Source organism: Aeromonas sp. SG16 (genome assembly GCF_024436135.1).
Taxonomy (GTDB): Bacteria; Pseudomonadota; Gammaproteobacteria; order Enterobacterales; family Aeromonadaceae; genus Aeromonas; species Aeromonas jandaei.
The window spans coordinates 78650-100608 of sequence record NZ_JANFNW010000013.1; the positions used below are offsets into that span (position 1 = coordinate 78650).

Annotated in this window: 22 protein-coding genes; 14 read left to right on the forward strand and 8 right to left on the reverse strand. The window is 58.7% G+C overall.

Annotated elements, in window-relative coordinates:
* Positions 1-58 precede the first annotated feature (58 nt).
* From hfq to NOM67_RS20820, 5 genes are all read left to right on the forward strand, one after another.
* Positions 59-322, forward strand: coding sequence for an RNA chaperone Hfq (gene hfq / locus NOM67_RS20800; RefSeq protein ID WP_033114894.1), 264 nt, complete (start codon positions 59-61; stop codon positions 320-322).
* Between the two features lie 63 nt (positions 323-385).
* The gene (gene hflX, locus NOM67_RS20805; RefSeq protein WP_042031773.1) at positions 386-1672 is read left to right on the forward strand and encodes a ribosome rescue GTPase HflX; all 1287 of its coding nucleotides are present in this window, start codon (positions 386-388) and stop codon (positions 1670-1672) included.
* Positions 1673-1764: 92 nt separating this feature from the next.
* Complete coding sequence (gene hflK, locus NOM67_RS20810) at positions 1765-2913, forward strand: FtsH protease activity modulator HflK (RefSeq protein ID WP_033114892.1); 1149 nt, start codon at positions 1765-1767, stop codon at positions 2911-2913.
* Between the two features lie 3 nt (positions 2914-2916).
* On the forward strand, positions 2917-3801 hold the full coding sequence (hflC, locus tag NOM67_RS20815) for a protease modulator HflC (protein WP_041210428.1): 885 nt from the start codon (positions 2917-2919) through the stop codon (positions 3799-3801).
* Positions 3802-3898: 97 nt separating this feature from the next.
* The gene (locus NOM67_RS20820) at positions 3899-4090 is read left to right on the forward strand and encodes a DUF2065 family protein (RefSeq protein WP_255939928.1); all 192 of its coding nucleotides are present in this window, start codon (positions 3899-3901) and stop codon (positions 4088-4090) included.
* 63 nt (positions 4091-4153) lie between these two features.
* Here NOM67_RS20820 and ispB read toward each other — a convergent pair whose 3' ends face one another.
* Positions 4154-5125: an octaprenyl diphosphate synthase gene (ispB, locus tag NOM67_RS20825; protein ID WP_255939930.1), complete on the reverse strand. Its 972-nt coding sequence runs from the start codon at positions 5123-5125 to the stop codon at positions 4154-4156.
* A 242-nt stretch (positions 5126-5367) separates the two neighbouring features.
* Between ispB and rplU the strand changes: the two genes are divergently transcribed.
* From rplU to NOM67_RS20855, 6 genes are all read left to right on the forward strand, one after another.
* Positions 5368-5679: a 50S ribosomal protein L21 gene (rplU, locus tag NOM67_RS20830; protein WP_005304210.1), complete on the forward strand. Its 312-nt coding sequence runs from the start codon at positions 5368-5370 to the stop codon at positions 5677-5679.
* Positions 5680-5696: 17 nt separating this feature from the next.
* On the forward strand, positions 5697-5954 hold the full coding sequence (gene rpmA / locus NOM67_RS20835) for a 50S ribosomal protein L27 (protein ID WP_005304202.1): 258 nt from the start codon (positions 5697-5699) through the stop codon (positions 5952-5954).
* A gap of 190 nt (positions 5955-6144) precedes the next feature.
* Complete coding sequence (gene cgtA / locus NOM67_RS20840) at positions 6145-7347, forward strand: Obg family GTPase CgtA (RefSeq protein WP_255939938.1); 1203 nt, start codon at positions 6145-6147, stop codon at positions 7345-7347.
* Positions 7348-7643: 296 nt separating this feature from the next.
* Positions 7644-9014, forward strand: coding sequence for a YjiH family protein (locus tag NOM67_RS20845; protein WP_208736983.1), 1371 nt, complete (start codon positions 7644-7646; stop codon positions 9012-9014).
* 143 nt (positions 9015-9157) lie between these two features.
* On the forward strand, positions 9158-10147 hold the full coding sequence (locus NOM67_RS20850; RefSeq protein ID WP_255939941.1) for a luciferase-like monooxygenase: 990 nt from the start codon (positions 9158-9160) through the stop codon (positions 10145-10147).
* Between the two features lie 227 nt (positions 10148-10374).
* Positions 10375-10875: a 2TM domain-containing protein gene (locus NOM67_RS20855; protein ID WP_041210433.1), complete on the forward strand. Its 501-nt coding sequence runs from the start codon at positions 10375-10377 to the stop codon at positions 10873-10875.
* Between the two features lie 77 nt (positions 10876-10952).
* Here NOM67_RS20855 and NOM67_RS20860 read toward each other — a convergent pair whose 3' ends face one another.
* From NOM67_RS20860 to lptD, 6 genes are read right to left on the reverse strand one after another with little or no spacing between them, the layout of a single operon-like run.
* Positions 10953-11774 carry a symmetrical bis(5'-nucleosyl)-tetraphosphatase gene (locus NOM67_RS20860; protein ID WP_042031768.1) on the reverse strand — a complete coding sequence of 274 codons (822 nt, stop codon included), beginning with the start codon at positions 11772-11774 and terminating at the stop codon, positions 10953-10955.
* Between the two features lie 6 nt (positions 11775-11780).
* Entirely contained in the window at positions 11781-12143 is a 363-nt protein-coding gene (apaG, locus tag NOM67_RS20865) for a Co2+/Mg2+ efflux protein ApaG (protein ID WP_201907587.1), read from the reverse strand.
* Positions 12144-12147: 4 nt separating this feature from the next.
* A complete protein-coding gene (rsmA, locus tag NOM67_RS20870; protein WP_041210436.1) occupies positions 12148-12960 on the reverse strand; it encodes a 16S rRNA (adenine(1518)-N(6)/adenine(1519)-N(6))-dimethyltransferase RsmA in 813 nt (270 codons plus the stop codon).
* Positions 12950-13945, reverse strand: coding sequence for a 4-hydroxythreonine-4-phosphate dehydrogenase PdxA (gene pdxA, locus NOM67_RS20875; protein ID WP_255939944.1), 996 nt, complete (start codon positions 13943-13945; stop codon positions 12950-12952). The genes rsmA and pdxA overlap by 11 nt, the downstream gene beginning before the upstream one ends.
* Positions 13945-15243, reverse strand: coding sequence for a peptidylprolyl isomerase SurA (gene surA, locus NOM67_RS20880; protein WP_043851821.1), 1299 nt, complete (start codon positions 15241-15243; stop codon positions 13945-13947). Before surA ends, pdxA begins: the two co-directional genes overlap by 1 nt.
* A 26-nt stretch (positions 15244-15269) precedes the next feature.
* Entirely contained in the window at positions 15270-17726 is a 2457-nt protein-coding gene (lptD, locus tag NOM67_RS20885) for an LPS assembly protein LptD (RefSeq protein WP_255939946.1), read from the reverse strand.
* A 174-nt stretch (positions 17727-17900) separates the two neighbouring features.
* Between lptD and NOM67_RS20890 the strand changes: the two genes are divergently transcribed.
* Genes NOM67_RS20890 through djlA form a run of 3 tightly spaced genes read left to right on the forward strand, consistent with a single transcriptional unit; the run spans position 17901 to position 20429 of the window.
* A complete protein-coding gene (locus NOM67_RS20890) occupies positions 17901-18911 on the forward strand; it encodes an aminoglycoside phosphotransferase family protein (RefSeq protein WP_255939948.1) in 1011 nt (336 codons plus the stop codon).
* Positions 18908-19576 (forward strand): N-acetylmuramate alpha-1-phosphate uridylyltransferase MurU, encoded by a 669-nt coding sequence (gene murU, locus NOM67_RS20895; RefSeq protein WP_201966934.1) that lies wholly within the window; start codon positions 18908-18910, stop codon positions 19574-19576. Before NOM67_RS20890 ends, murU begins: the two co-directional genes overlap by 4 nt.
* 19 nt (positions 19577-19595) lie before the next feature.
* A complete protein-coding gene (djlA, locus tag NOM67_RS20900; RefSeq protein ID WP_255939952.1) occupies positions 19596-20429 on the forward strand; it encodes a co-chaperone DjlA in 834 nt (277 codons plus the stop codon).
* A 76-nt stretch (positions 20430-20505) separates the two neighbouring features.
* Here djlA and NOM67_RS20905 read toward each other — a convergent pair whose 3' ends face one another.
* Entirely contained in the window at positions 20506-21957 is a 1452-nt protein-coding gene (locus tag NOM67_RS20905; protein ID WP_255939954.1) for an aminoacyl-histidine dipeptidase, read from the reverse strand.
* Between the last annotated feature and the right edge of the window lie 2 nt (positions 21958-21959).

Consider the following 21959-nt stretch of genomic DNA (forward strand, 5'->3'; position numbering starts at 1 on the left):
CAGGTTGTTATATTGAATATCCGGTGTTTAAAAACAACAAACTATAAGGAAAAGAAAAATGGCTAAGGGGCAATCTCTCCAAGACCCGTTTTTGAATGCGCTGCGCCGTGAGCGGATTCCTGTTTCTATCTATTTGGTGAACGGCATCAAACTGCAAGGTCAAATCGAATCCTTCGACCAGTTTGTCATTCTGCTGAAGAACACCGTGAGCCAGATGGTCTACAAGCACGCCATCTCTACCGTGGTTCCGGCCCGTGCCGTCAACCATCATCAGCAGGCTGCCGGTGGCGCCGGTGATGAACAGGGTGATGCCGAGGCGTGATATCCCGGGGCGAGTCGACTCGCCAACTCAGATTCATCATGAAACCTGTTAAGGAGCAAGCGCTTGTTTGACCGTTATGAAGCTGGCGAACAGGCCGTTCTGGTGCACGTCAACTTCAGTGATGAGGGTGAGCGGGAGGATCTGGAAGAGCTCAAAATGCTGGTGAGCTCGGCTGGCGTCAATGCACTGGGAGTCATCACGACCAGCCGCAGTGCGCCCAGCGCCAAGTATTTTGTCGGCAGTGGCAAGGCTGAAGAGATTGCGTACCAGGTCCAGATGCTGGATGCCGACGTCGTCATCTTCAACCATGCCCTGACCCCTGCCCAGGAGCGTAACCTGGAGCGTCTGTTCCAGTGCCGGGTAGTGGACAGAACCGGTCTGATCCTTGATATCTTCGCCCAGCGCGCCCGTACCCATGAAGGTAAACTGCAGGTCGAACTGGCCCAGTTGCGTCATCTTTCTACCCGTCTGGTTCGAGGCTGGACCCACCTTGAACGTCAAAAAGGCGGGATCGGCTTGCGCGGCCCCGGTGAAACCCAGCTTGAAACCGACCGACGCCTGTTGCGCGAGCGCATCAAGGCGATTTTGCGCAGGCTCGACAAGGTGGCCAAACAGCGGGAGCAGGGACGCCGTGCCCGCAACCGCAATGAAGTACCGACAGTTTCTCTGGTTGGTTATACAAACGCCGGAAAGTCCACTTTGTTCAACCAACTTACAGCTGCCAGCGTGTATGCTGCCGACCAGTTGTTCGCAACCCTTGATCCCACCCTGCGTAAACTGGTGATCCGGGATGTGGGCGATGTGATTTTGGCCGATACGGTTGGATTTATTCGACACTTGCCCCATGATCTTGTCGCTGCGTTCAAGGCGACCCTGCAGGAGACCCGCGAAGCGGACCTGCTGCTCCATGTGGTGGATTGTGCCGATGAGCAGATGCAGGAGAATATCGACTCCGTGCAACAGGTGCTGGCTGAAATCGAGGCAGATGACCGTCCCCAGCTGATGATCTGCAACAAGATCGACAAGCTGGCCGATCGTCCGGCGGGTCTGGAGCGGGATGATGAAGGTCGTCCGCTGCGGGTCTGGCTGTCTGCCCAGACTGGCGAGGGGTGTGAGTATCTGTTTGCGGCGCTGACCGAATTGCTGGCCGGCTCCATGGTGCACCACACCCTGCAACTGCCACCTTCTGCTGCGAGATTGCGCAGTGCGCTCTATCAGTTGAAAGGAATTGAGCAGGAAGGCTTTAGCGAGGAGGGGGATTTTGTGCTGGAAGTTCGCCTGCAACTGGCTGACTGGAACCGCCTCGTGAAACAGGAAGGTGAGAATTTACAACGCTTTATCAGGCATTGAACCGTTGATGAGGATAACCGCCTGGCGGCTTCGTCAACGAGCATTGACCCGATAGAGATGATATCCATCTGCATGTATTAATGGAGACGCTGATGGCTTGGAATGAGCCTGGTAACAACGGCAAAGACCGTGACCCCTGGGGGAATAACGGTAAGAATCAGGGCCCCCCTGATCTGGACGAGATGCTGCGCAAAATGAGTCGTCGCTTTGGCGGCCTGTTTGGCAGTGGCAAATCTGGCGGCGATGTAGGCCGCTTTGGTATCTCCATCGCGCTGGTTGTCGCCGTGGTGGTATGGGTCGTTAGCGGCTTCTATACCATTCGTGAAGCCGAGCGTGGTGCAGTGCTGCGCTTTGGCAAGTTTTCCCATATCGTCGAGCCGGGCCTGCGCTGGAAGCCGACTTTCATCGATCAGGTGATCCCGGTGGACGTTGAGTCCGTGCGCTCCCTGCCTGCGTCCGGCTTTATGCTGACCCAGGACGAGAACGTGGTACGGGTCGAGATGGACGTGCAGTATCGTGTCGTCAATCCGGAGCAGTACCTGTTCAGCGTGACCAATGCCGACGAGAGTCTGAGTCAGGCCACCGATAGCGCCCTGCGTTACGTGGTTGGCCACACCAAGATGGATGATGTGCTGACCACCGGTCGTGAAAAAGTGCGTCAGGAGACCTGGCAGGTGATCGATGGCATCATCGAGCCTTACCAGATGGGTCTGCAGATTGTCGACGTCAACTTCCTGCCGGCACGTCCGCCGGAAGAGGTGAAGGATGCGTTTGATGACGCCATCTCCGCTCAGGAAGATGAGCAGCGTTTCATCCGTGAAGCGGAAGCCTATGCCCGTGAAGTCGAGCCCAAGGCCCGTGGTCAGGTGAAGCGTCTAGAGCAGGAAGCCGAAGCGTACAAGTCCCAGATCGTGCTGAAAGCACAGGGTGAAGTGGCCCGTTTCAACGAGTTGCTGCCCCAGTATCAGGCTGCGCCCGAGCTGACTCGCAACCGTATCTACCTGGAAACCATGGAAGAGCTCTATCAGCAGGCCAACAAGGTCATTGTTGATATGCCAGCAGGCAACAACAGCATGATCTATCTGCCGCTCGACAAGCTGACTGGCAAGCCGGCAGCTGCTCAGCAGACTCGTCCTGCGACTGTGCCGGTAGCAGAGCCTGCGCCTGTTTCCAACGAGGGTGCCAACTCCACTCCGATGCCGCTGCGTAGCGGTGACCGCTTCAGCTCAGGGAGAAACTGATAGATGAAAAAGCTAGCTATTGGTGCAATCGCTGTGGCTGCCATGGTCTGCTTCTCCTCTGTCTTTATCGTTGATGAAGGTCAGAAGGGGATCGTGGTGCAGTTTGGCAAGGTGAAGCGGGTTGATTCCGGTGAGCCCCGTCTCTATGAGCCGGGTCTGCACTTCAAGGTGCCGCTCATCGATCAGGTTCGCAAGATGGATGCCCGTATCCAGACCATCGACAGCCAAGCCGACCGTTTCGTCACCTCCGAGAAGAAAGACCTGATCATCGATTCCTACGTGAAGTGGAAGATCGAGGACTTCTCCAAGTACTACCTGGCAACCGGTGGTGGCAACAAGCTGCAGGCAGAAGATCTGCTCAAGCGCAAGATCAACAACGGTCTGCGCTCAGAGATCGGTAACCGCACCATCAAGGACATCGTCTCCGGTGAGCGCAGTACCGTGATGGAAGATGCCCTGAAGAAGATGGCGCGCTCCTCCGAGCTTGGCATCAAGGTGGTGGATGTGCGGATCAAGCAGATCAACCTGCCGGTGGAAGTCTCCAACTCCATCTATCAGCGGATGCGTGCCGAGCGTACTGCGGTAGCCCGTGAGCATCGTTCACAGGGTCGCGAGAAGGCCGAAATCCTGCGCGCCGATATCGACCGCAAGGTAACCGTCATGCTGGCGGATGCCGAGAGTAACGCGCGTCAGTTGCGCGGTGAAGGTGATGCAGAAGCGGCCAAGATCTATGCCGAAAGCTACAAGAAAGACCCCGAGTTTTTCAGCTTCGTGCGCAGCATGGAGGCCTATCGCAAGAGCTTCACCGGTGGTAATGAGCTGATGGTGCTCAAGCCGGACAGCGAGTTCTTCCGCTATCTCAAGTCTCCTCACGGCACCAAGCAGTAATCGCCGGAGTTGTCTTGCCAAGGGCCTGCATTGTCAGGCCCTTTTATTTGTCTGCCAAACCACCGGAGAAGGTGGTTTTTGACGGGAGAAGGGCACAATGATGACATCCATACTGACAGGGATTGGCCTGTTGCTGCTGTTTGAAGGGCTCGGGCCATTGCTGATGCCAAGAGGGTGGCAACAGATGTTGCGGTTGTTGAGCGATCAGCCGGCGGAGCAGCTGCGCCGTATCGGTGGTTCGCTGGTGGTGGCGGGCGGAGTGATCCTCTGGATGGTGAGCGGCTGGTAGCAAACGTCATAAACAACAAGAGGCCCATGCGGCCTCTTGTTGTTTATGAAAACAGTGACGGGATCAGGCGCTGCGCTGTACGGCCATGTGAGCCAGTGTTTCCAGAGCCTGCTTGTGCTGGGAGTCTGGCAGAATGGTGAGGGCGGCAATCGCCTTGTCAGCCTCTTCCCGGGCACGCATGCGGGAGTACTCCAGCGCGCCGGTACGATCGAGAATGGCCAGGATCTGGTCGAGGTGTTCCATGCCGTTGCGGTGCTCGATCGCATCGCGCACCAGCTGACGCTCCTCGGGCGAACCCACTTCCATGGCACGCAGCAGCGGCAGGGTCGGTTTACCTTCGGCCAGATCGTCGCCGACGTTCTTGCCCATCTCTTCGCTTTGAGAACAGTAGTCCATCACGTCATCGATGATCTGGAAGGCAGTGCCCAGATACTTGCCGTAATCCGTCATCGCCTGCTCGACGGGCTCGGGCTGATGGGTCAGCACGGCCGCGAGGCGTGTCGCGGCTTCAAACAGCTTGGCGGTCTTGCAGTAGATGACCGTCATATAGCTCTGTTCGGTGGTATCCGGATCGTTGCAGTTCATCAGCTGCAGCACTTCCCCTTCGGCGATGGTGTTGGTGGCATCGGAGAGGATCTCCATCACCCGCAGGTTGGAGAGCTCGGCCATCATCTGGAAGGAGCGGCTGTAGAGATAGTCACCCACCAAGACGCTGGCGGCATTGCCAAACAGGGCGTTGGCCGTTTCGCGGCCACGGCGCAGGTCGGATTCATCGACCACGTCATCATGGAGCAGGGTAGAGGTATGGATGAATTCGATAATGGCGGCCAGTTTCAGGTGATCCTCACCTTCGTAGCCCAAGGCGCGAGCGGCCATCACAGTCAGCATGGGGCGCATCCGCTTGCCGCCGGCACTGACAATATAGAAACCCAGCTGATTGATCAGACTAACGTCGGACTGGAGTCGGGCCAGGATCAGTTCATTGACCGCCGTCATGTCGGCGGCACAGAGCGCACGGATAGTCTGTTGGTCCATAAGTCTCGTAACGTGACAGCAGCAATAACTGCGATTTTTAGTAATGCTGGGGATTCTACACGATTTCACAATGGGTTACAGTTAAGCGTTTATCCACGGCGGCAGATATGCGCACAAAATAAACTTTTTGCGAAAATGGCCTTGCCTGAGCAGATCGATTTGCGTAGAATGCCCGCCCATTGTTATAGGTTTTTGTGCATGTCTGCCTTGAGCAAAAGACATGCCTTTACGGAGTTAATCAAATGTACGCGGTATTCCAAAGCGGCGGAAAACAACACCGTGTGGCCGAAGGTCAAATCGTTCGTCTGGAAAAGCTGAACGTTGAGACTGGCGCTACCATCGACTTCAACGAAGTTCTGATGGTTGCTGCAGGCGACACTTTTAAAGTAGGTGCTCCTTTCGTTGAAGGTGGCAAGGTTGTAGCTGAAGTTGTGGCTCACGGCCGTGGCGAGAAAGTGACTATCGTCAAGTTCCGTCGTCGTAAGCACCACCGTAAGCAAGCGGGCCACCGTCAGTGGTTCACTGAAGTCAAAATCACTGGCATCAGCGCTTAATTAGAGGAGTCCGATAGATGGCACACAAAAAAGCTGGCGGTTCATCCCGCAACGGTCGCGATTCTGAAGCCAAACGCTTGGGCGTGAAGCGCTTCGGCGGCGAAACAGTTCTGGCTGGCAGCATCATCGTTCGTCAGCGCGGCACCAAGTTCCACGCTGGTGAGAACGTTGGTCTGGGCAAGGACCACACCCTGTTCGCTACCGCGAACGGCAAGGTGCAGTTCGAAGTTAAAGGTCCGCTGAACCGTAAGTACGTTAGCATCGTTGCTGAGTAATTACGGACCGCAAGGATCCGAAGCCCCGCCAACAGGCGGGGCTTTTGTTTTTCCGAAATGATGACGAAAAAACGGAACGCAGATGACCCGGGCGCAGAGATGGCTCGGTGAGGCAAGATGCGTATCGCCCGCAGGGGTCTGTACCACTATAATTGCGTATCGGTTTTTCGAATTAAGGTGACGGTTACCTATGAAGTTTGTTGATGAAGTCCAGATTCGAGTCGATGCCGGTGACGGTGGTAACGGTTGTGTAAGCTTTCGCCGTGAAAAATATATTCCCAACGGTGGTCCGGATGGTGGCGATGGTGGCGACGGTGGTGACGTGTATCTGGTCGCCGACGAGAACCTCAACACCCTGATCGACTACCGTTTTGAGCGCTTCCATGCCGCCGAACGTGGCGAGAATGGTCAGAGCGCCAACTGTACCGGTCGTCGCGGCAAGGACAAGATCCTGCGTGTGCCGGTCGGTACCCGTGCGACCGACGAAGATACCGGCGAACTGCTGGGTGACCTGACTCACCACGAGCAGAAGTTGCTGGTCGCTAAAGGCGGCTTCCACGGTCTTGGCAACACCCGCTTCAAGAGCTCGGTCAACCGCGCGCCGCGCCAGAAGAGCAACGGTACTCCGGGTGAAGTGCGTACTCTGAAGCTGGAGCTGCTGCTGCTGGCTGACGTCGGTATGCTGGGTCTGCCGAATGCCGGCAAGTCCACCTTTATCCGCGCCGTATCAGCCGCTCGTCCGAAAGTTGCTGATTATCCCTTTACTACCCTGGTGCCGAACCTGGGCGTAGTACGTGGCGAGAACTCACGCTCCTTCGTGATCGCCGATATCCCGGGTCTGATCGAAGGTGCAGCCGAAGGCGCCGGCCTCGGGATCCGCTTCCTGAAACACCTCGAGCGCTGCCGCGTATTGATCCATCTGGTGGATATCTGCCCGGTTGATGGTTCCGATCCGGCCGAAAATGCCGTGACCATCGTGCGTGAGCTGGAGAAGTACAGCCCCGAGCTGGCGGGCAAGCCGCGCTGGCTGGTGTTCAACAAGATGGACCTGATCCTGGAAGAAGAGGCTCAGGAAGTGATGGATCGCGTGAAAGCCGCCCTCAACCACGAAGGGCCGGTCTACGCCATCACTGCCATCAGCAAGGAAGGGACCAAGAAGGTCTGCTACGACATTCTGGATCTGCTGGATACCATGCCCCGTCAACTGGAGCAGGATGCCAAAGAGGCGATCGAGAAAGTGGAGTTCAAGTGGGATGACTACCACAAGAACCAGCTGGCCAAGGCCGAAGCGGAAGCGCTGGCCGCCTCCATAGCCTTCGACGAGAGCCTCGATGATGATGACTGGGATGACGAAGATGATGATGGCGTGGAAGTGATCTACGTCCGCGATTGATTTCGTTGTTCTTTGCCAAAAACCGGAGCCTGCAGAGGCTCCGGTTTTTTTATGGCTGGCGCCTGGTCTCTATACCTGATTAGCTTGGGGCAGGCAGAGTGTTTAGTGAATTAATATTCCGCTAAATGCCTGCTTACCCGTTCACGCCGGTTTTATTTGGGTATTTATTCGTTAATTAATCTGAAATTGCTTTTTTAATCCATTCTATTGGGATATTCTTGCGCCCCGTTTGGCTGGGTGTGCATGAATATGCGCATTATCCGGCATAAGTTTTAGCTATGTCAGGGCAGTAGATTATGTTGGAAAAGAGTCTGGAAGCGCCTGCGGTCAATACCCGCCGCAATCTGTTGATGTTCTTGATCCCCTCGCTGATCGGGATCCTGTTGTTCATGACTCCGGTACTCTATGACGGGAATGTTACCATTCCGGTAGCCGTGCTGGCCAAGCTGGTTCAGCGGGTGTTTGCCGACTATCTGGTTGCCATGGTCAGCGCGGTGATCACCACCACCATGCTGATGACCGTCGTCGCCTGGTTGTTCAAACCGGCGATCCTGGTGCGCCGTCCTTTCCTCAACAGCCTGTTCAACGTCTCTCCCTTCTGGGCCTGTGTGCGGGTGCTGGGCGGGATCTTCGTACTGCTGACCTTCTTCCAGACCGGGCCAGAAGTGCTGCACTCCGGCGCAACCGGCGGGCTGGTGCTCAACGATCTGCTGCCAGTGCTGTTTTCCGTCTTTATCTTCGCTGGCCTGCTGTTGCCACTGCTGCTCGACTTCGGGCTGCTGGAGTTCGTCGGTACCATGATGACCCGCATCATGCGCCCGGTGTTCCGTCTGCCGGGTCGCTCCGCAGTGGACTGCTTTGCCTCCTGGCTGGGGGATGGCAGCGTCGGCATTTTGCTCACCAGCAAGCAGTACGAAGGGAAGTTTTATACCCAGCGGGAAGCTGCCGTCATTGGTACCACCTTCTCTGCCGTTTCCATCACCTTCTGTCTGGTGGTGATCTCGCAGGTGAAGCTGGAGCACATGTTTGTTCCTTTCTACCTGACCGTCTGCCTGGCCGGTGTGGTTGCGGCTATCGTGGTACCACGCCTGCCACCGCTCTGCTGGAAGAGGGATGTCTATATCGATGGCACCCCCTTGTGCCGCAAGCAGGAGTCGGTACCGCATCAGCACAGCGTGCTGAGCTATGGTCTCGAGCGTGCATTGACCAAGGCGGAGAAGATGACCGATCTCGGCGCTGTGGTGCGGGAAGGGGTGAAGAACGCGTTGGACATGGTGTTTGGCGTGCTGCCAGTGGTGATGGCGATCGGTACTTGTGCCCTGATGCTGGCTGAACATACCCCCGTCTTCAACTGGCTGGGTGCACCGTTCGTTCCCTTGCTCGAACTGCTGCAGCTGCCGGAGGCCGAAGCGGCTGCCAAGACCATCATGGTCGGGTTTGCCGACATGTTTATCCCGGCTGTGCTGGCGTCCGGCATCGAGAGCGAGATGACCCGCTTCGTCATCGCGGCCATGTCGGTGACCCAGCTTATCTATATGTCTGAAGTGGGGGCGCTGTTGCTGGGCAGCAAGATCCCGGTCAAGTTGTGGGAGCTCTTTATTATCTTCCTGATGCGTACCCTGGTGACCCTGCCCGTGATTGCCGGTATGGCCCATCTGTTGTTCTAATACAAACCACCATAGCAAAAGGCCACTCCCTATGGAGTGGCCTTTTGCTATCTGGCGTTTGCCTCGGCAGAAAGTGTTCCGTTCGAACATCTCATGGTAGAGTGCCCCTCTGTTAGCAAATTGTGATGCAACGGAGTGTATTTATGTCTGCCATCCCCTATTCCCTTCTCGATCTGGTGCCGGTTGCCGAGGGTTCCCATCCTGCCGAATCGTTCCACCATTCGCGCGATCTGGCGCAACATGCCGAGCGTTGGGGCTACCGCCGCTACTGGCTGGCTGAACACCACAACATGCCGGGTATTGCCAGTGCCGCGACATCTGTGTTGATCGGCCATCTTGCCGGGGCAACCAGCACCCTGCGGATCGGGGCGGGTGGCATCATGCTGCCGAACCACTCGCCGCTGGTCATTGCCGAACAGTTTGGCACCCTGGCTTCTCTCTATCCCGACCGCATCGATCTTGGCCTTGGTCGCGCCCCCGGTACCGATCAGCGCACCATGCGGGCCCTCAGACGCCAACGCAGCGGTGAGGTGGATGACTTCCCGGCCGATGTCCGCGAGCTGATGAGTTATTTTGGCGACGAGATAGGCGCGGTGCAGGCGGTCCCCGGGCAGGGGCTGCATCTGCCAGTCTGGCTGCTGGGCTCCAGCCTCTACAGTGCTCAACTGGCTGCGGCGATGGGCTTGCCGTTCGGTTTTGCCTCCCATTTTGCGCCAGCCATGTTGCTGCAAGCACTTGAAATCTACCGTAGCCAGTACCGTCCCTCTGCTCGCTGGCCCAAGCCCCATGCGGTGGTCTGTATCAACATGATCGCCGCCGACAGCGAGCGGGAGGCGCGCTTCCAGTTCACTACGTTGCAGCAGCAGTTCCTGCGCCTCCATCGTGGCGATGCGGGCAAGCTGCCAGCACCGGTTGCCGAGTTGGGCGAGCAATGGTCGCCGCGCGAGCTGATGGCGATGGAGCAGACCCTTGCCCGCTCTCTGGTTGGCGATCCGGAGCAGATCCGCCATGGCCTCAAGGCGCTGCTGGCGGAAACCCGGGCCGATGAGCTGATGTTCAACGGCCCCATCGTCGATCATCAGGCTCGCTTGCGCTCTTTCGAGATCGCAGCCGGGTTGATGCGGGATCTATAAGCTCGCCTCCTCGCATACAAAGGCGCTATCTTGCAGAGAGAGTCTGGTGTCGCCTCGCTGTCAGGTTCTCGCTAGGTGGCTGTTGGGAAACTGGATCCCGGATATCGAGTCTTTATCTAATGCACTGAATTAAAAGGAAAGTCAGGTTGGTGTCAGGCTGCTGTCGTGTCGCGTGCCACCCTCCGGCCCCTATGCTGGCTCCGTCAAGCAACCACAAGGAGTTCGAGATGATCGTCAGGAAGTTGAGATTGCAGCGGGGCTGGTCACAGGAGCAGTTGGCCGCCTTTACCGGCCTGAGCGTTCGCACCATTCAGCGGATCGAGCAGGGTCAGCAACCCGGACTGGAATCCCTCAAGGCCCTGGCCGCCGTCTTTGAGCTCGATGTGGCGCAACTGGACGGCACACGGCAACAGGAGCATGAGATGAGAGGGAGTGACACGATGGAACAGGATGGATTGCAGGTATCGGCTGAAGAGCGGGCCGCCATGAAGTATGTGGAGGGGCTCAAGGGCTTCTATCACCATGTCGCCAGCTATCTGCTGGTGATTGGCGGGTTGTTTGTCATCAACTACCTGAGCAACCCGGGTTATATCTGGGCCTGGTGGCCGGCACTGGGGTGGGGATTGGGGTTGGCGTCCCATGCCATTCGGATCTTCGAGCCTTTCAAACTGTTTGGCCCGGAGTGGGAGCGACGCCAGATCGAGAAACGGTTGGGGCGCAAGTTGTAACCAGAGCTGTTGTGGAAAAAGAGAGCCCGGCAAGTTGCCGGGCTCTCTTTTTGATTCAGGTTTTTGCAACCACTGCCCTAGCTGGCGTGAGTGGGGCAGGGGGTGGCAAAGAGGGCATCATCCTCGTAGCGCCACAGAGTGAGGCTGTTGCCCCAGACACAGCCGGTATCGAGCGCCTTGATATCGCTCTTGCCGGTGTTGCCCATCAGGGCCGCCCAGTGGCCGAACACCAGAATGGGGTCATCCACGTGATGCTCGCGCTGCTCGAACCAGGGGCGCAGCCCCGGGGTCGACTCTTTGGGGCCCTTCTTGCATTTGAAGTCGAGCCGGCCATCGAAGTAGCAGAAGCGCATTCGGGTGAAGGTGTTGATGATGTAGCGGTAGCGGTCGATCCCGACCAGATCATCTTTCCAGCCATCCGGCTGATCGCCATACATGTTGTGCAGTAGCCACAGGTACTGATCGCCACGCAGCAGGCTCTCTACCTCGCGGGCGCAGTTGCGGGCGGTGCGGGCATCCCACGCCGGGGAGATACCGGCATGCACCATCATGATGGGCAGGTCGGGGTGTTCGGCCAGCAGCGGGCGGTGGCGCAGCCACTCCAGCAGTTCGTCCCGATCCGGCGCATCCATCAGGCTTTGCAGCTTGTCTTTCTTCTTGAGCGGTGCAACGCCATTGGCCACCGCCAGCAGGTGCAGGTCGTGGTTACCGAGCACGGTAACGGCACGGTTGCCCAGATCCTTGACGAATCGCAATGTGTTGAGCGAGTCCGGGCCGCGGGCGACCAGATCGCCGCAGAGCCAGAGCACGTCATTTTCGGGATCGAACTTGGCAAGATCCAGCAGACGGCGCAAGTCGTCGTAACAGCCCTGGATGTCACCGACAAAACAGTTCGCCATGAAACCTCAGTTGATAATGTTGGGGATGGCCAGCGTGAAGGGGGCGATTGGCGCCTCAAACTGCTGGCCAGAGCCATCTTGCAGGGTGTAACTCCCCTCCATCACTCCGAGCGGTGTCGCCAGCGGCACGCCGCTCTGGTAGCGGTAGGTCTCTCCCTCGGCAATAAGGGGTTGCTCCCCGACTACGCCGGGGCCCGAGACTTCCTGCATCTTGCCATTGGCATCGGTGATGAGCCAGCGCCGATGCAGCAGCTGCACCGGGCCGGGCCCCAGATTCTCAATCTCGATCAGATAGTGAAACTGGTAGGGGTCTTTGCTATCCGCCACATACGAGGGGTATGGGCGGACAACGATGTGCGGGAGTGCCACCGGATCAGGCCTTTGGCTGATCCGCCAGCCAGTTGGCGATCATGACAAACTGCTCGAGGGAGAGGTTCTCTGGGCGCAGGTTGCCATCGATACCAAGCTCGGTCAGCTGGGCGTCGGTGATGAAGTTGGAGAAGCTGTTGCGAATGGTCTTGCGACGCTGGCCGAAGCCCTCGGTGCAGACGCGATTCAGGCAACGGATATCCTTGGCGACGATGGTCGGGTTCTTGTGCGGCACCAGACGAACCACGGCAGAGTCCACCTTCGGCGCCGGTTTGAAGGCGCCCGGGCCCACTTCCAGCACCGGGATTACCTGGCAGTAGTACTGGGTCATCACGCTCAGACGGCCATAGGCTTTGCTGCCGGGGCCGGCGGCCAGACGCAATACCACTTCCTTTTGCAGCATGAAGTGCATGTCTTCGACCCGATCGGCGAACTCGCACAGGTGGAAGATGAGCGGGGTGGAGATGTTGTAGGGCAGGTTGCCGAAGATACGCAGCGGCCCCTTGCCTTCACCCATCAGGGTGCTGAAATCGAAGCGCATGGCATCGGCTTCGATGACGGTGAGCTTCTCCTTCAGGGTCGGGTGCTCGCGCAGGCGCGCCGCCAGATCCCGGTCCAGCTCGACCACGGTCATCTTGTCCATCTGGGCGGCAACCGGCTCGGTCAGCGCGGCCAGACCCGGGCCGATCTCCACCAGGTTTTGGCCTGGCTGCGGATTGATGGCGGCCACGATCTGGTCGATCACGTAGCGATCGTGCAAGAAGTTCTGACCGAAACGCTTACGGGCCGTGTGGCCCATGTGCACCTTACTGCTCATATCTTTTTTTCTCTACCATCTTGATGGCGTGGTTAATCGCGGTGACAAGGCTGCCCGAATCGGCCAGGCCCTTGCCTGCCAGATCCAGCGCAGTGCCGTGATCCACCGAAGTGCGGATGAAGGGAAGCCCCAGAGTGATATTGACCGAACTGCCAAAGCCCTTGTATTTGAGCACGGGCAGCCCCTGGTCGTGGTACATGGCGAGTACCGCATCCGCATCCTTGAGGTATTTCTCCTGGAACAGGGTGTCGGCCGGCAACGGGCCGACCAGATCGATCCCCTCCTGGCGCAGCGTGGCCAGAGCGGGTTCGATCACGTCAATCTCTTCACGTCCGAGGTGGCCGCCTTCCCCGGCGTGGGGATTGAGGCCGCAGACGTAAATTCGGGGTTTGGCGATGCCAAACTTGGTGGCGAGATCCGCATTGAGGATGCGGATCACCTTGCCGAGGCGATCTTCCGTGATAGCCATCGCCACATAGGCAAGGGGGATATGGGTGGTCGCCAGCGCAACCCGCAGTCCCTCGGTTGCCAGCATCATCACCACATCGGCGGTGCCCGACTGCTGGGCGAAGAATTCGGTGTGACCGCTAAACGAGACACCGGCCTGATTGATGATCCCCTTGTGTACCGGCCCGGTCACCACGGCGGCAAATTCGCCGCTCATGTTGCCATCGCAGGCGCGCTGCAGGGTCGCCAGCACATAGGCGCCGTTGCCTTCGTTCAGCTCGCCCGGTACCACAGCGGTACCGAGAGAGACAGAACATACCGTCAGGGTGCCGGCTCGCTGCGGTTGTGCCGGTTGACTGGCATCATAGGGCTCAAGCTCGATGGGTAGCCCCAGCAGGGCCGCCCGCTCGCGCAGCAATACCGGATCGGCAATGACCACCAACTGGTGCGGCCAATCCTGCTGGGCAATCTGCAGCACCAGATCGGGCCCAATCCCGGCCGGTTCGCCCGGGGTGACGGCAAGACGACGGCAGTTCATCAGCTACCGGCGCCTTCGATACGGATGTAGGCCTCGTCACGCAGCTCGTCCAGCCACGCCTGGGACTCTTCCACGAAGCGACGGTTGTAGATGAGCTGGTAGGCACGCTGCTCCTGTGCCTTGTCGGTGGCGTCCTGGCTACGGCGATCTTCCACCTGCACGATGTGCCAGCCATGGCTGGTACGGAACGGGGCGCTGATTTGGCCCGGCTGCAGGCGGTTGACCATGTCGCGGAACTCGGGCACATAGACGTTGGGATCAGACCAGCCCAGTTCGCCACCCTGTACCGCAGAGCCCGGATCTTCGGAGTACTTCTCAGCCATGCTGGCGAAGCTTGCCTTGCCGCTCTTGATGTCGTGCAGAATGCCGTCCAGCATCCCCTTGGCCTTCTCTTCGCTCAGGATGATGGAGGGCTTGATCAGGATATGGCGAGCCTTCACCTCGGTCAGCATCACCTGCTGCTGCCCCTTGGTATCGAACACCTTGATAATGTGCAGACCGGCACCGGAGCGCAGCGGGCCGACGATGTCGCCCTTCTTGGCACCCTGTACCGCTTCCGCCATCAGGGTCGGCATCTCTTGCGGGCTCATCCAGCCCCAGTCACCACCTTCCAGCGCCTTGGGCCCATTACTCTCGGCAATGGCCAGTTTGCGGAAGTCTGCACCCTGCTTGAGGGCAGTCAGGATACGCTCGATCTTGCTCTTGGCGGCATCCAGCTGGGCAGCGGTGGGGTTATCCGGCAGGGAGATCTGGATATGGCCGACGTGGTATTCGTTCTGTTGCTGACCCTGTTTTTTCAGGATCTCGACTACCTGCTTCACCTCCTGCTCGGAGATGTTGATGCGACGGCGTACCTGATTGCGGCGTACCTCGTTCATCAGGATCTCGCGGCGCACCTCTTCCCGATACTGGGCATAGCTCATCCCTTCACGGGCGAGCTGGGCACGCAGCTGATCCATGGTCATCTTGTTGTCGGCAGCGATCCCCTGGATAGCTTGCTCCAGCTGGGTATCGCTGATCTTGAGGCCCTGGCGATCAGCCAGTTGCAGCTGCAGACTCTCCTGGATCAGGCGATCCAGTGCCTGCTTGCGCAGGGTGGCGTCATCGGGCAGGGACTGGCCGCTCTCTTGGGCGGAGAGCTTTACCTTGTTGACCAGTGCATCCTGTTGACTGGCAAGCACCACGTCCTTGTTGACCACGGCCAGCACCTTGTCCATCAGCTCGGGGGCCGCCAGTGCCGCCTGACTCATGGCGCCAAACATACCCGCGGTCAGCAGGGCAATCAGGGTCTTTTTCATATCCATCTCTCAAGGCTGGACCAGCATCATTGCTGGTCTTTCAGATTAAACGGGCGAACATAGGGCAACAGCTCGGTATCCAGCGTGACGCTGCGGCCACCGGTACCTACACTGCCAAGTCCCTTCATCTCGAATTGAAGACCGATCGATTTCTCGGAGGTGGGCTTCAGAGTGATGTTGTCTGGCTGGTTGTGCCACTCCAGACTCAGGTTGATGCTCCAGCAGCAGGAGTCATATTTGACGCCTATTTTGCGGTCAATATTGACGTTTTGCTGGATGTCACGGTAGTAGCCACCATACATCTGCCACTGATCGGCGATCGGCGCCATCATCACCAAACCTGCCTGGCTCAAGTCTTCGGCCACCGCACTGTTGTAGTAGCTCTTGTTGCCATCCTTGATAAAGCGGTAGTTGACCTGGCTGATGAACTTCTCGTTGCGGTATTCCACCGCGCCATTTGCCGCACTGAACTGACTTTTCTCTGTATCGTATTGAGTGCCAGCGTGAGCAAACCACTGTTCCGTGACCCGGGCATCCCCCTCAAAGGAGAGCAGGGAGCGAGAGTTGGTGCTCTCGGGATCCGAAGGATAGAGGCGAACCTTGGGCGGCGTGATCTCGAAGGCCTGGGCTACTGCCAAACGCAGCCGCTCGTCACCTACGTTGTCGTAGATCCGGCTGGTGAGACCGGCAGTGACCCGGTTGGCGTCGCTGATGCGGTCGAGACCGGCATAGCGACGATCGCTGAACAGGCTGTAGTAATCCTGACGGGTGGTGGTGGAGTCGTAGATCCCGATATCGTCCTGATCCCGATAGGGAACATAGAGATACTGGAACTCGGGTTCCAGAGTCTGGGTGCCCTTGCCATCATACCAGTTGAGCGGGCGATCGAAGTTGAGCCCCCCCTTGAGCCGGAAGGAGGGGAGGGTACGGTTGACAGTGCCATCCTTCAGGGTGAGCTGGCCAGTGCTGGAGTCGGTAAAACGCGAGCGATCCGTGTAGACCAGATCCTTGGGCACCTCCTGGTTATAGGAGGTAAACATCAGCTTGTACTGGCTGGTGAGGTAGTAGCCCGGGGCATCGATGAGAGGCACGGTCAGGGTCGGAGCCAGGTGCAGACGGGTGGTGGTGTAACGCTCACCGGCCTGCTGGGCACTGGCGCTGCCGCTGTCATAACCAAATTTGGTCAGTTCGCTGTTCCAGGCCAGATCGAACCACTTGCCCTGCTGGTAGTAGTTGTAATCAATGCGTGGCAGCATCTCGTGGGGCAGCAGCGCGTAGGGGCTCAGGATCTGATAGCGGCGCACCTCTGAGGTGAGGTTCCAGTTCTGCTGGTAGTAACCGGCGGTAAAGGATTGCTGCAACTGGCTGTCGACCTGGGTGCCCACCGGCGGGCTGAAGTCGTTGAAGTAGTTGTAATCCTTGTCGCGCACCTGAGTGTAATCGACACCAAATTGCAGTGAACCATCCATCAGGCTTGAGCCGTGACGCACGTTCATCAGATAGCGGTGGCCATCGGACAGGTAAGGGGTGCCGGTCGACGTGTTGATGAAGCTGGGGTTGCCGGCATCATACTGCTTGTCGTCCGCCAGGTTTTCAAAGTAGAGGGTGCCAGTGTGGGCGGGATCCGGCATATAGCGGAACTCCACCTGCTCCATCAGGCCGCGTTTGTCCATAAAACGGGAGGTGATGGTGGCATCGTAGTTGGGGGCTATGTTCCAGTAGAAGGGCTGGGTGATATCCATGCCGTTGCTGGAACTCTGGGTATAACCGGGGTAGAGCAAGCCTGTCTTCCGCTCATCCTTGATGGGGAAGTTGATATAGGGGAAGTAGAACACCGGATAGTCGTAGAGCCAGAGGCTGGCGTTCCACGCTTCGCCGAACACCTCTTTCTGGTCGATGTCGATGCTGCCAGCCTTGAGGGTCCACACCTCCTGACCGGGGGGGCAGGTGGTGTACTGGGCCCCCTCCATGGTGATGTTCTGGTTGTTGTTGGTCATGGTGACCCGCTTGGCAAAGCCGCGCACCGGTGAGCCATGAACCTGATATTTGCCCTCTTCCAGTTCGGAGTTCTTGGTATCCAAATTCGACTTGAGGGTCTTGTCGCTGGTGACGGTCACCTGACCGTCGTTGTAATAGATGTTGCCGATGGCGATGACATCCCGGCTCTTCTGGTCGAGCTGGGCATAGTCGGAGTCGAACTTGCGAACCCCCTGACGAACCTTGACGTCCCCTTCATAGACGGCGGTGCCGCCCTGCTTGGCTTCGAGGCGGTCAGCATCCACCTCGACCGGCAGCGCATTGGCCTCCTCGGCAGAGGCTGGTTTTTCGACCTTGGGGACATAGTCGTAACAGAGGCTGTCGAGGATCCCTGTGGCTGGCGGCGTCTCAAAAGGGGCAGCCTGAACCATCATGGATGTCAGGGCCGGTGCCAGGCTGATAGTCAGGGCGATGGGATAACGGTATCCCAGTGTCCATTTTGTCATGTGAAAGACTCGTGCAATCCGTGATAGATACGGTTGATCCAAGGCATGCATTTTACGACAGGTTTCATCGAGTTGACATTGCATGTCATTGCTTTATGTTAGCCGGCAATGATAAAGCATTATTGCGGCCAGGGCTAACAGCCAAGTGCTGCTTTCCACCTTGGTCCCCGACTTATGCACGATCGCGATTCCCTGCTATTGCAGTGGGCACGCCAGATTTCAGGCGATGCCACCCTTCAGTTGACCCTCATTTCCGGTGATGCCAGTTTCCGCCGCTACTACCGTGGCGCAGGGCTGGTATGGGTGGATGCCAATCCGAAAACCGAAAAAAATCATGAGTTTGTTCGTAATGCAGCTGCCTTGCGTGCACGTCAGCTCCTGGCGCCAGAGGTCAAGGCCGTTGACTATGAACAAGGTTTGCTGGCGGTCAGCGACCTGGGCGATACCCAGCTGATCAGCTGCTTGAACGAGCAAAATGTGCTGGCCTGGTATGGCAAGGCGATAAACCTGTTGCCGACACTGGGGTCGGTAGATCTGGCGCTTGAGCCCTTCGATGCCGCCTTTATGGCGCGGGAGAACAGCATTTTCCCCGAGTGGCTGCTTGGCCATCATCTGCAACTGACCCTGAGCGATGAAGAGCAACAATTGCTTGATGAGACCTTTGCCTGCCTCACCGCTTGCAATCTGGCTCAGCCGCAAGGGGTCATGCACCGTGACTTCCACAGTCGCAACCTGATGGTGTGCGGTGGAGACACTCCTGATAGCAGCGAACTCGCCATCATCGATTTTCAGGATATGGTCATCGGGCCGCTCACCTATGACCTGGTTTCCCTGCTGAAAGATTGCTATGTGCGCTGGCCGGACGCGGTGATCGAGCAGGGGATGCAACATGGCTTTGCCACTCTGCAGCAGGCGGGACTGCTTGGCGAGCGCGACTACGCCAGTTTCCGCCGCGATGCCGACCTGACTGGCATGCAGCGCCATCTGAAAGCGGCGGGAATCTTCACCCGCCTCTATCATCGCGACGGCAAGTCCGGCTATCTCAAGGATATTCCCCGTACCCTCGGCTACGTGGTGGATGTCTGTCGCCGCCATGGTAGCGCCTATCCGGTGCTGGCCCGTTTTGGTTTGTGGCTCGAGCAGGTGGTATTGCCGGGGATCGCCAACGCTGGGGTGAAACTATGAAGGCGATGATCCTGGCCGCTGGCCGTGGCGAGCGGATGCGTCCGCTGACTGACCTGCTGCCCAAGCCGTTGTTGGCTGTCGGGGGCAAGCCGCTCATCGTCCACCATATCGAAAAGCTCAAAGCAGCCGGCGTCACCGAGCTGGTGATCAACCACGCCTGGCTCGGCCACAAGCTGGTCGAGACCCTGGGTGATGGCAATGCGCTTGGTGTGACCATCCACTGGTCAGCTGAGGAGAGTGCACTGGAGACGGCCGGCGGCATCATCCAGGCGCTGCCACTGTTGGGGGATGATCCATTTCTGGTGATCAACGGCGATACCTGGCTCGATCTCGACTATCGCTCTCTGGTTGAGCAGCCCTTGGGTGAACATTTGGCCCACCTCTGGCTGGCGCCCAATCCTCCCCAGCATCCGGCCGGGGACTTCGCCCTGCAGGCTGGCAAGGTCGTAGACACCCCCGCCTTCACGTTCAGCGGCGTCGGCCTTTATCGGCCCGCAGCCTTTGCCGGTCTGCCTGCCGGTGCCCGCAAATTGGCTCCCCTGCTGCGGGATTGGATGGCGCAGGGTCTGGTAGGTGGCTGCCTGCTGGCTGGCGAGTGGCGCGATATCGGCACTGTCGACCGTCTGCGCGAGCTGGACGAACAGCTTCAGCGCCGCGCTCAATAACATCAAGAGGTCTTGAACCATGCGTATTTGGGGTAAGGTGCTGGGCGCCTTCTTCGGTTTTCTGCTCGGCAACATCATCGGTGCCCTGATTGGTCTCTGGATTGGCCACCGTTTCGATCGCGGCATGGGGCTGCAGGGGGCGTTTCGCCGTACCCCGACTCAGGAGCAACAGGCTGTCTTCTTCCATGCCACCTTCTCGGTGATGGGCCATATCGCCAAATCGAGCGGTCAGGTGACCGAGCAGGAGATCCGGGTCGCCTCCAATCTGATGGATCGGATGCGTCTCTCCGGCGAGCTGCGCAGCCGCGCGCAGGATTCGTTCCGGCAGGGCAAGGAGGCCGGTTTCCCGCTGCGCGAGACCTTGGCCGAGTTTCGTCGTGCCAGCCAGGGCCAGCGCGATATCCTGCGCTTCTTTCTGGAAGTACAGCTGCAGGCCGCCTTTGCCGATGGTCGGGTAGAGGATGGTGAACGCGCCATCCTGCACACCATTGCTGATGAACTGGGCTTCAGCCGTATCGAGCTGGCCCGCATTCTGGCGATGGCCGAGGCGCAGATGAACTTCTTCAATCAGGCTCATGGTCAGTATCAGGGGAGCGGCGCGGGTAGCCAGCAGTATCGGCAGGCGCCTCCCTCGGCGGATCGCCTCAAAAATGCCTACCAGCTGCTGGGGGTAAGCGAGAGCGACAGCGATCAGGATATCAAGCGCGCCTACCGCAAGGAGATGAGCAAGCATCACCCGGACAAGCTGGCCGCCAAGGGGTTGCCGCCGGAGATGATGGAGATGGCCAAGGAGAAAACCCAGGAGATCCAGCAAGCCTGGGAGTGGATCCGCGAGGCCCGCGGCATTCGTTAAGCGCCAAAGTCAGGCTGGAGCAGACAATAAAAAGCCCCGCAGCAGTGCGGGGCTTTTGTTTTGCCGTTGGGCTGTCTTACTTGGCCGGAATGGCTTCCAGTACGTGCACCAGCAGCTGCCAGAAACGCTCGACTGCCGGGATGTGTACCTTCTCGTCAGGGGAGTGGGCACCGCGGATGGTCGGGCCGAAGGAGACCATGTCCCACTCCGGATAGGCGCTCTTGAACAGACCGCACTCGAGACCGGCGTGGATCACCATCACGTTGGGCATGGTGCCGAACAGGGTCTGGTAGCTGTTGCGCACCAGCGCCATGACGGGGGAGTCCACGTTCGGCGCCCAACCCGGATAGGCACCGGTGAATTCGCAGCTGGCACCCGCCAGGGTGAACAGGGAGCGGGTCATCTGCTCGATGCTCTCGCGGCCGGAGTCGATCAGGGAGCGGATCAGGCACTGGACATACACTTCGCCATCCTGAGTCTTGATTACCCCCAGGTTGGTAGAGGTTTCGGTTACGCCGGGCATGGCATCGCTCATGCGCATCACGCCGTTCGGGCAGGCCATCAGGGCATCCAGCAGGCGCTGCTGCAGGGAGACGCTCATCAGCTTGGCCGGTTTGGCGGCGCTGTTGACCAGCAGAGTCAGGTTCGGCTCGGTGGCGGCCAGCTCGGTCTGGTAGATACCGGTATAGCGGTCAACCAGCGCCTTGAACTCGTTTACGCTGGCAGCGGGTACCAGCAGGGTGGCACGGGCTTCGCGCGGGATTGCGTTGCGCAGGGTGCCGCCGTGGATCTCGGCCAGACGGATACCGAGCGGCTCGGCTGCTTTGAGCAGGCGCACCAGCAGCTTGTTGGCGTTGCCACGACCGCGATGGATGTCGCAACCGGAGTGACCGCCACGCAGCCCTTTGACGGCCAGCTCGAGGGCTTCGCCTTCCGCAGCCTCAACCAGCTCGAGCGGGAAACGGATATTGGCATCCACCCCACCGGCGCAGCCCATATAGACCTCGCCATCCTCTTCGGAGTCGGTGTTGAGCAGGATCTCGCCTTCCAGCCAACCCGCTTCCAAACCGAAGGCGCCGGTCATACCGGTCTCTTCGTCGGTGGTCAGCAGCACTTCCAGCGGGCCGTGTTTGATGGTCTTGTCCGCCAGTACGGCCAGGCAACCGGCCATGCCTATACCGTTGTCAGCTCCCAGGGTAGTGCCACGGGCAGTGACCCACTCGCCATCAACATAGGCATCGATGGGATCGGTCGCGAAGTCGTGTTTGGTGTCGGCGTTGGCCTGCGGCACCATGTCGATGTGGGCCTGCAGCACCACGCCCTTGCGGTTTTCCATCCCCGGGGTAGCCGGTTTTTTGATGATGATGTTGCCGACGTTATCCTGTTTGACCGCCAGACCTTCCCCTTGCGCCCACTGGACGATCCAGGCGCTCAGCTTGGCTTCATGCTTGGAAGGGTGGGGGATGGAGCAGATCTGTTCGAAGAAATGCCAAATCAGTTGGGGGGACAAGGAACTTAGTTGTGCCACGT

Coding starts and splice junctions, on each gene's coding strand:
- hfq (WP_033114894.1), top strand. CDS start 59: ATGGCTAAGGGGCAATCTCTCCAAGACCCGTTTTTGAATGCGCTGCGC.
- hflK (WP_033114892.1), top strand. CDS start 1,765: ATGGCTTGGAATGAGCCTGGTAACAACGGCAAAGACCGTGACCCCTGG.
- hflC (WP_041210428.1), top strand. CDS start 2,917: ATGAAAAAGCTAGCTATTGGTGCAATCGCTGTGGCTGCCATGGTCTGC.
- NOM67_RS20820 (WP_255939928.1), top strand. CDS start 3,899: ATGATGACATCCATACTGACAGGGATTGGCCTGTTGCTGCTGTTTGAA.
- ispB (WP_255939930.1), bottom strand. CDS start 5,125: ATGGACCAACAGACTATCCGTGCGCTCTGTGCCGCCGACATGACGGCG.
- rplU (WP_005304210.1), top strand. CDS start 5,368: ATGTACGCGGTATTCCAAAGCGGCGGAAAACAACACCGTGTGGCCGAA.
- rpmA (WP_005304202.1), top strand. CDS start 5,697: ATGGCACACAAAAAAGCTGGCGGTTCATCCCGCAACGGTCGCGATTCT.
- cgtA (WP_255939938.1), top strand. CDS start 6,145: ATGAAGTTTGTTGATGAAGTCCAGATTCGAGTCGATGCCGGTGACGGT.
- NOM67_RS20845 (WP_208736983.1), top strand. CDS start 7,644: ATGTTGGAAAAGAGTCTGGAAGCGCCTGCGGTCAATACCCGCCGCAAT.
- NOM67_RS20850 (WP_255939941.1), top strand. CDS start 9,158: ATGTCTGCCATCCCCTATTCCCTTCTCGATCTGGTGCCGGTTGCCGAG.
- NOM67_RS20855 (WP_041210433.1), top strand. CDS start 10,375: ATGATCGTCAGGAAGTTGAGATTGCAGCGGGGCTGGTCACAGGAGCAG.
- NOM67_RS20860 (WP_042031768.1), bottom strand. CDS start 11,774: ATGGCGAACTGTTTTGTCGGTGACATCCAGGGCTGTTACGACGACTTG.
- rsmA (WP_041210436.1), bottom strand. CDS start 12,960: ATGAGCAGTAAGGTGCACATGGGCCACACGGCCCGTAAGCGTTTCGGT.
- pdxA (WP_255939944.1), bottom strand. CDS start 13,945: ATGAACTGCCGTCGTCTTGCCGTCACCCCGGGCGAACCGGCCGGGATT.
- surA (WP_043851821.1), bottom strand. CDS start 15,243: ATGAAAAAGACCCTGATTGCCCTGCTGACCGCGGGTATGTTTGGCGCC.
- lptD (WP_255939946.1), bottom strand. CDS start 17,726: ATGACAAAATGGACACTGGGATACCGTTATCCCATCGCCCTGACTATC.
- NOM67_RS20890 (WP_255939948.1), top strand. CDS start 17,901: ATGCACGATCGCGATTCCCTGCTATTGCAGTGGGCACGCCAGATTTCA.
- murU (WP_201966934.1), top strand. CDS start 18,908: ATGAAGGCGATGATCCTGGCCGCTGGCCGTGGCGAGCGGATGCGTCCG.
- djlA (WP_255939952.1), top strand. CDS start 19,596: ATGCGTATTTGGGGTAAGGTGCTGGGCGCCTTCTTCGGTTTTCTGCTC.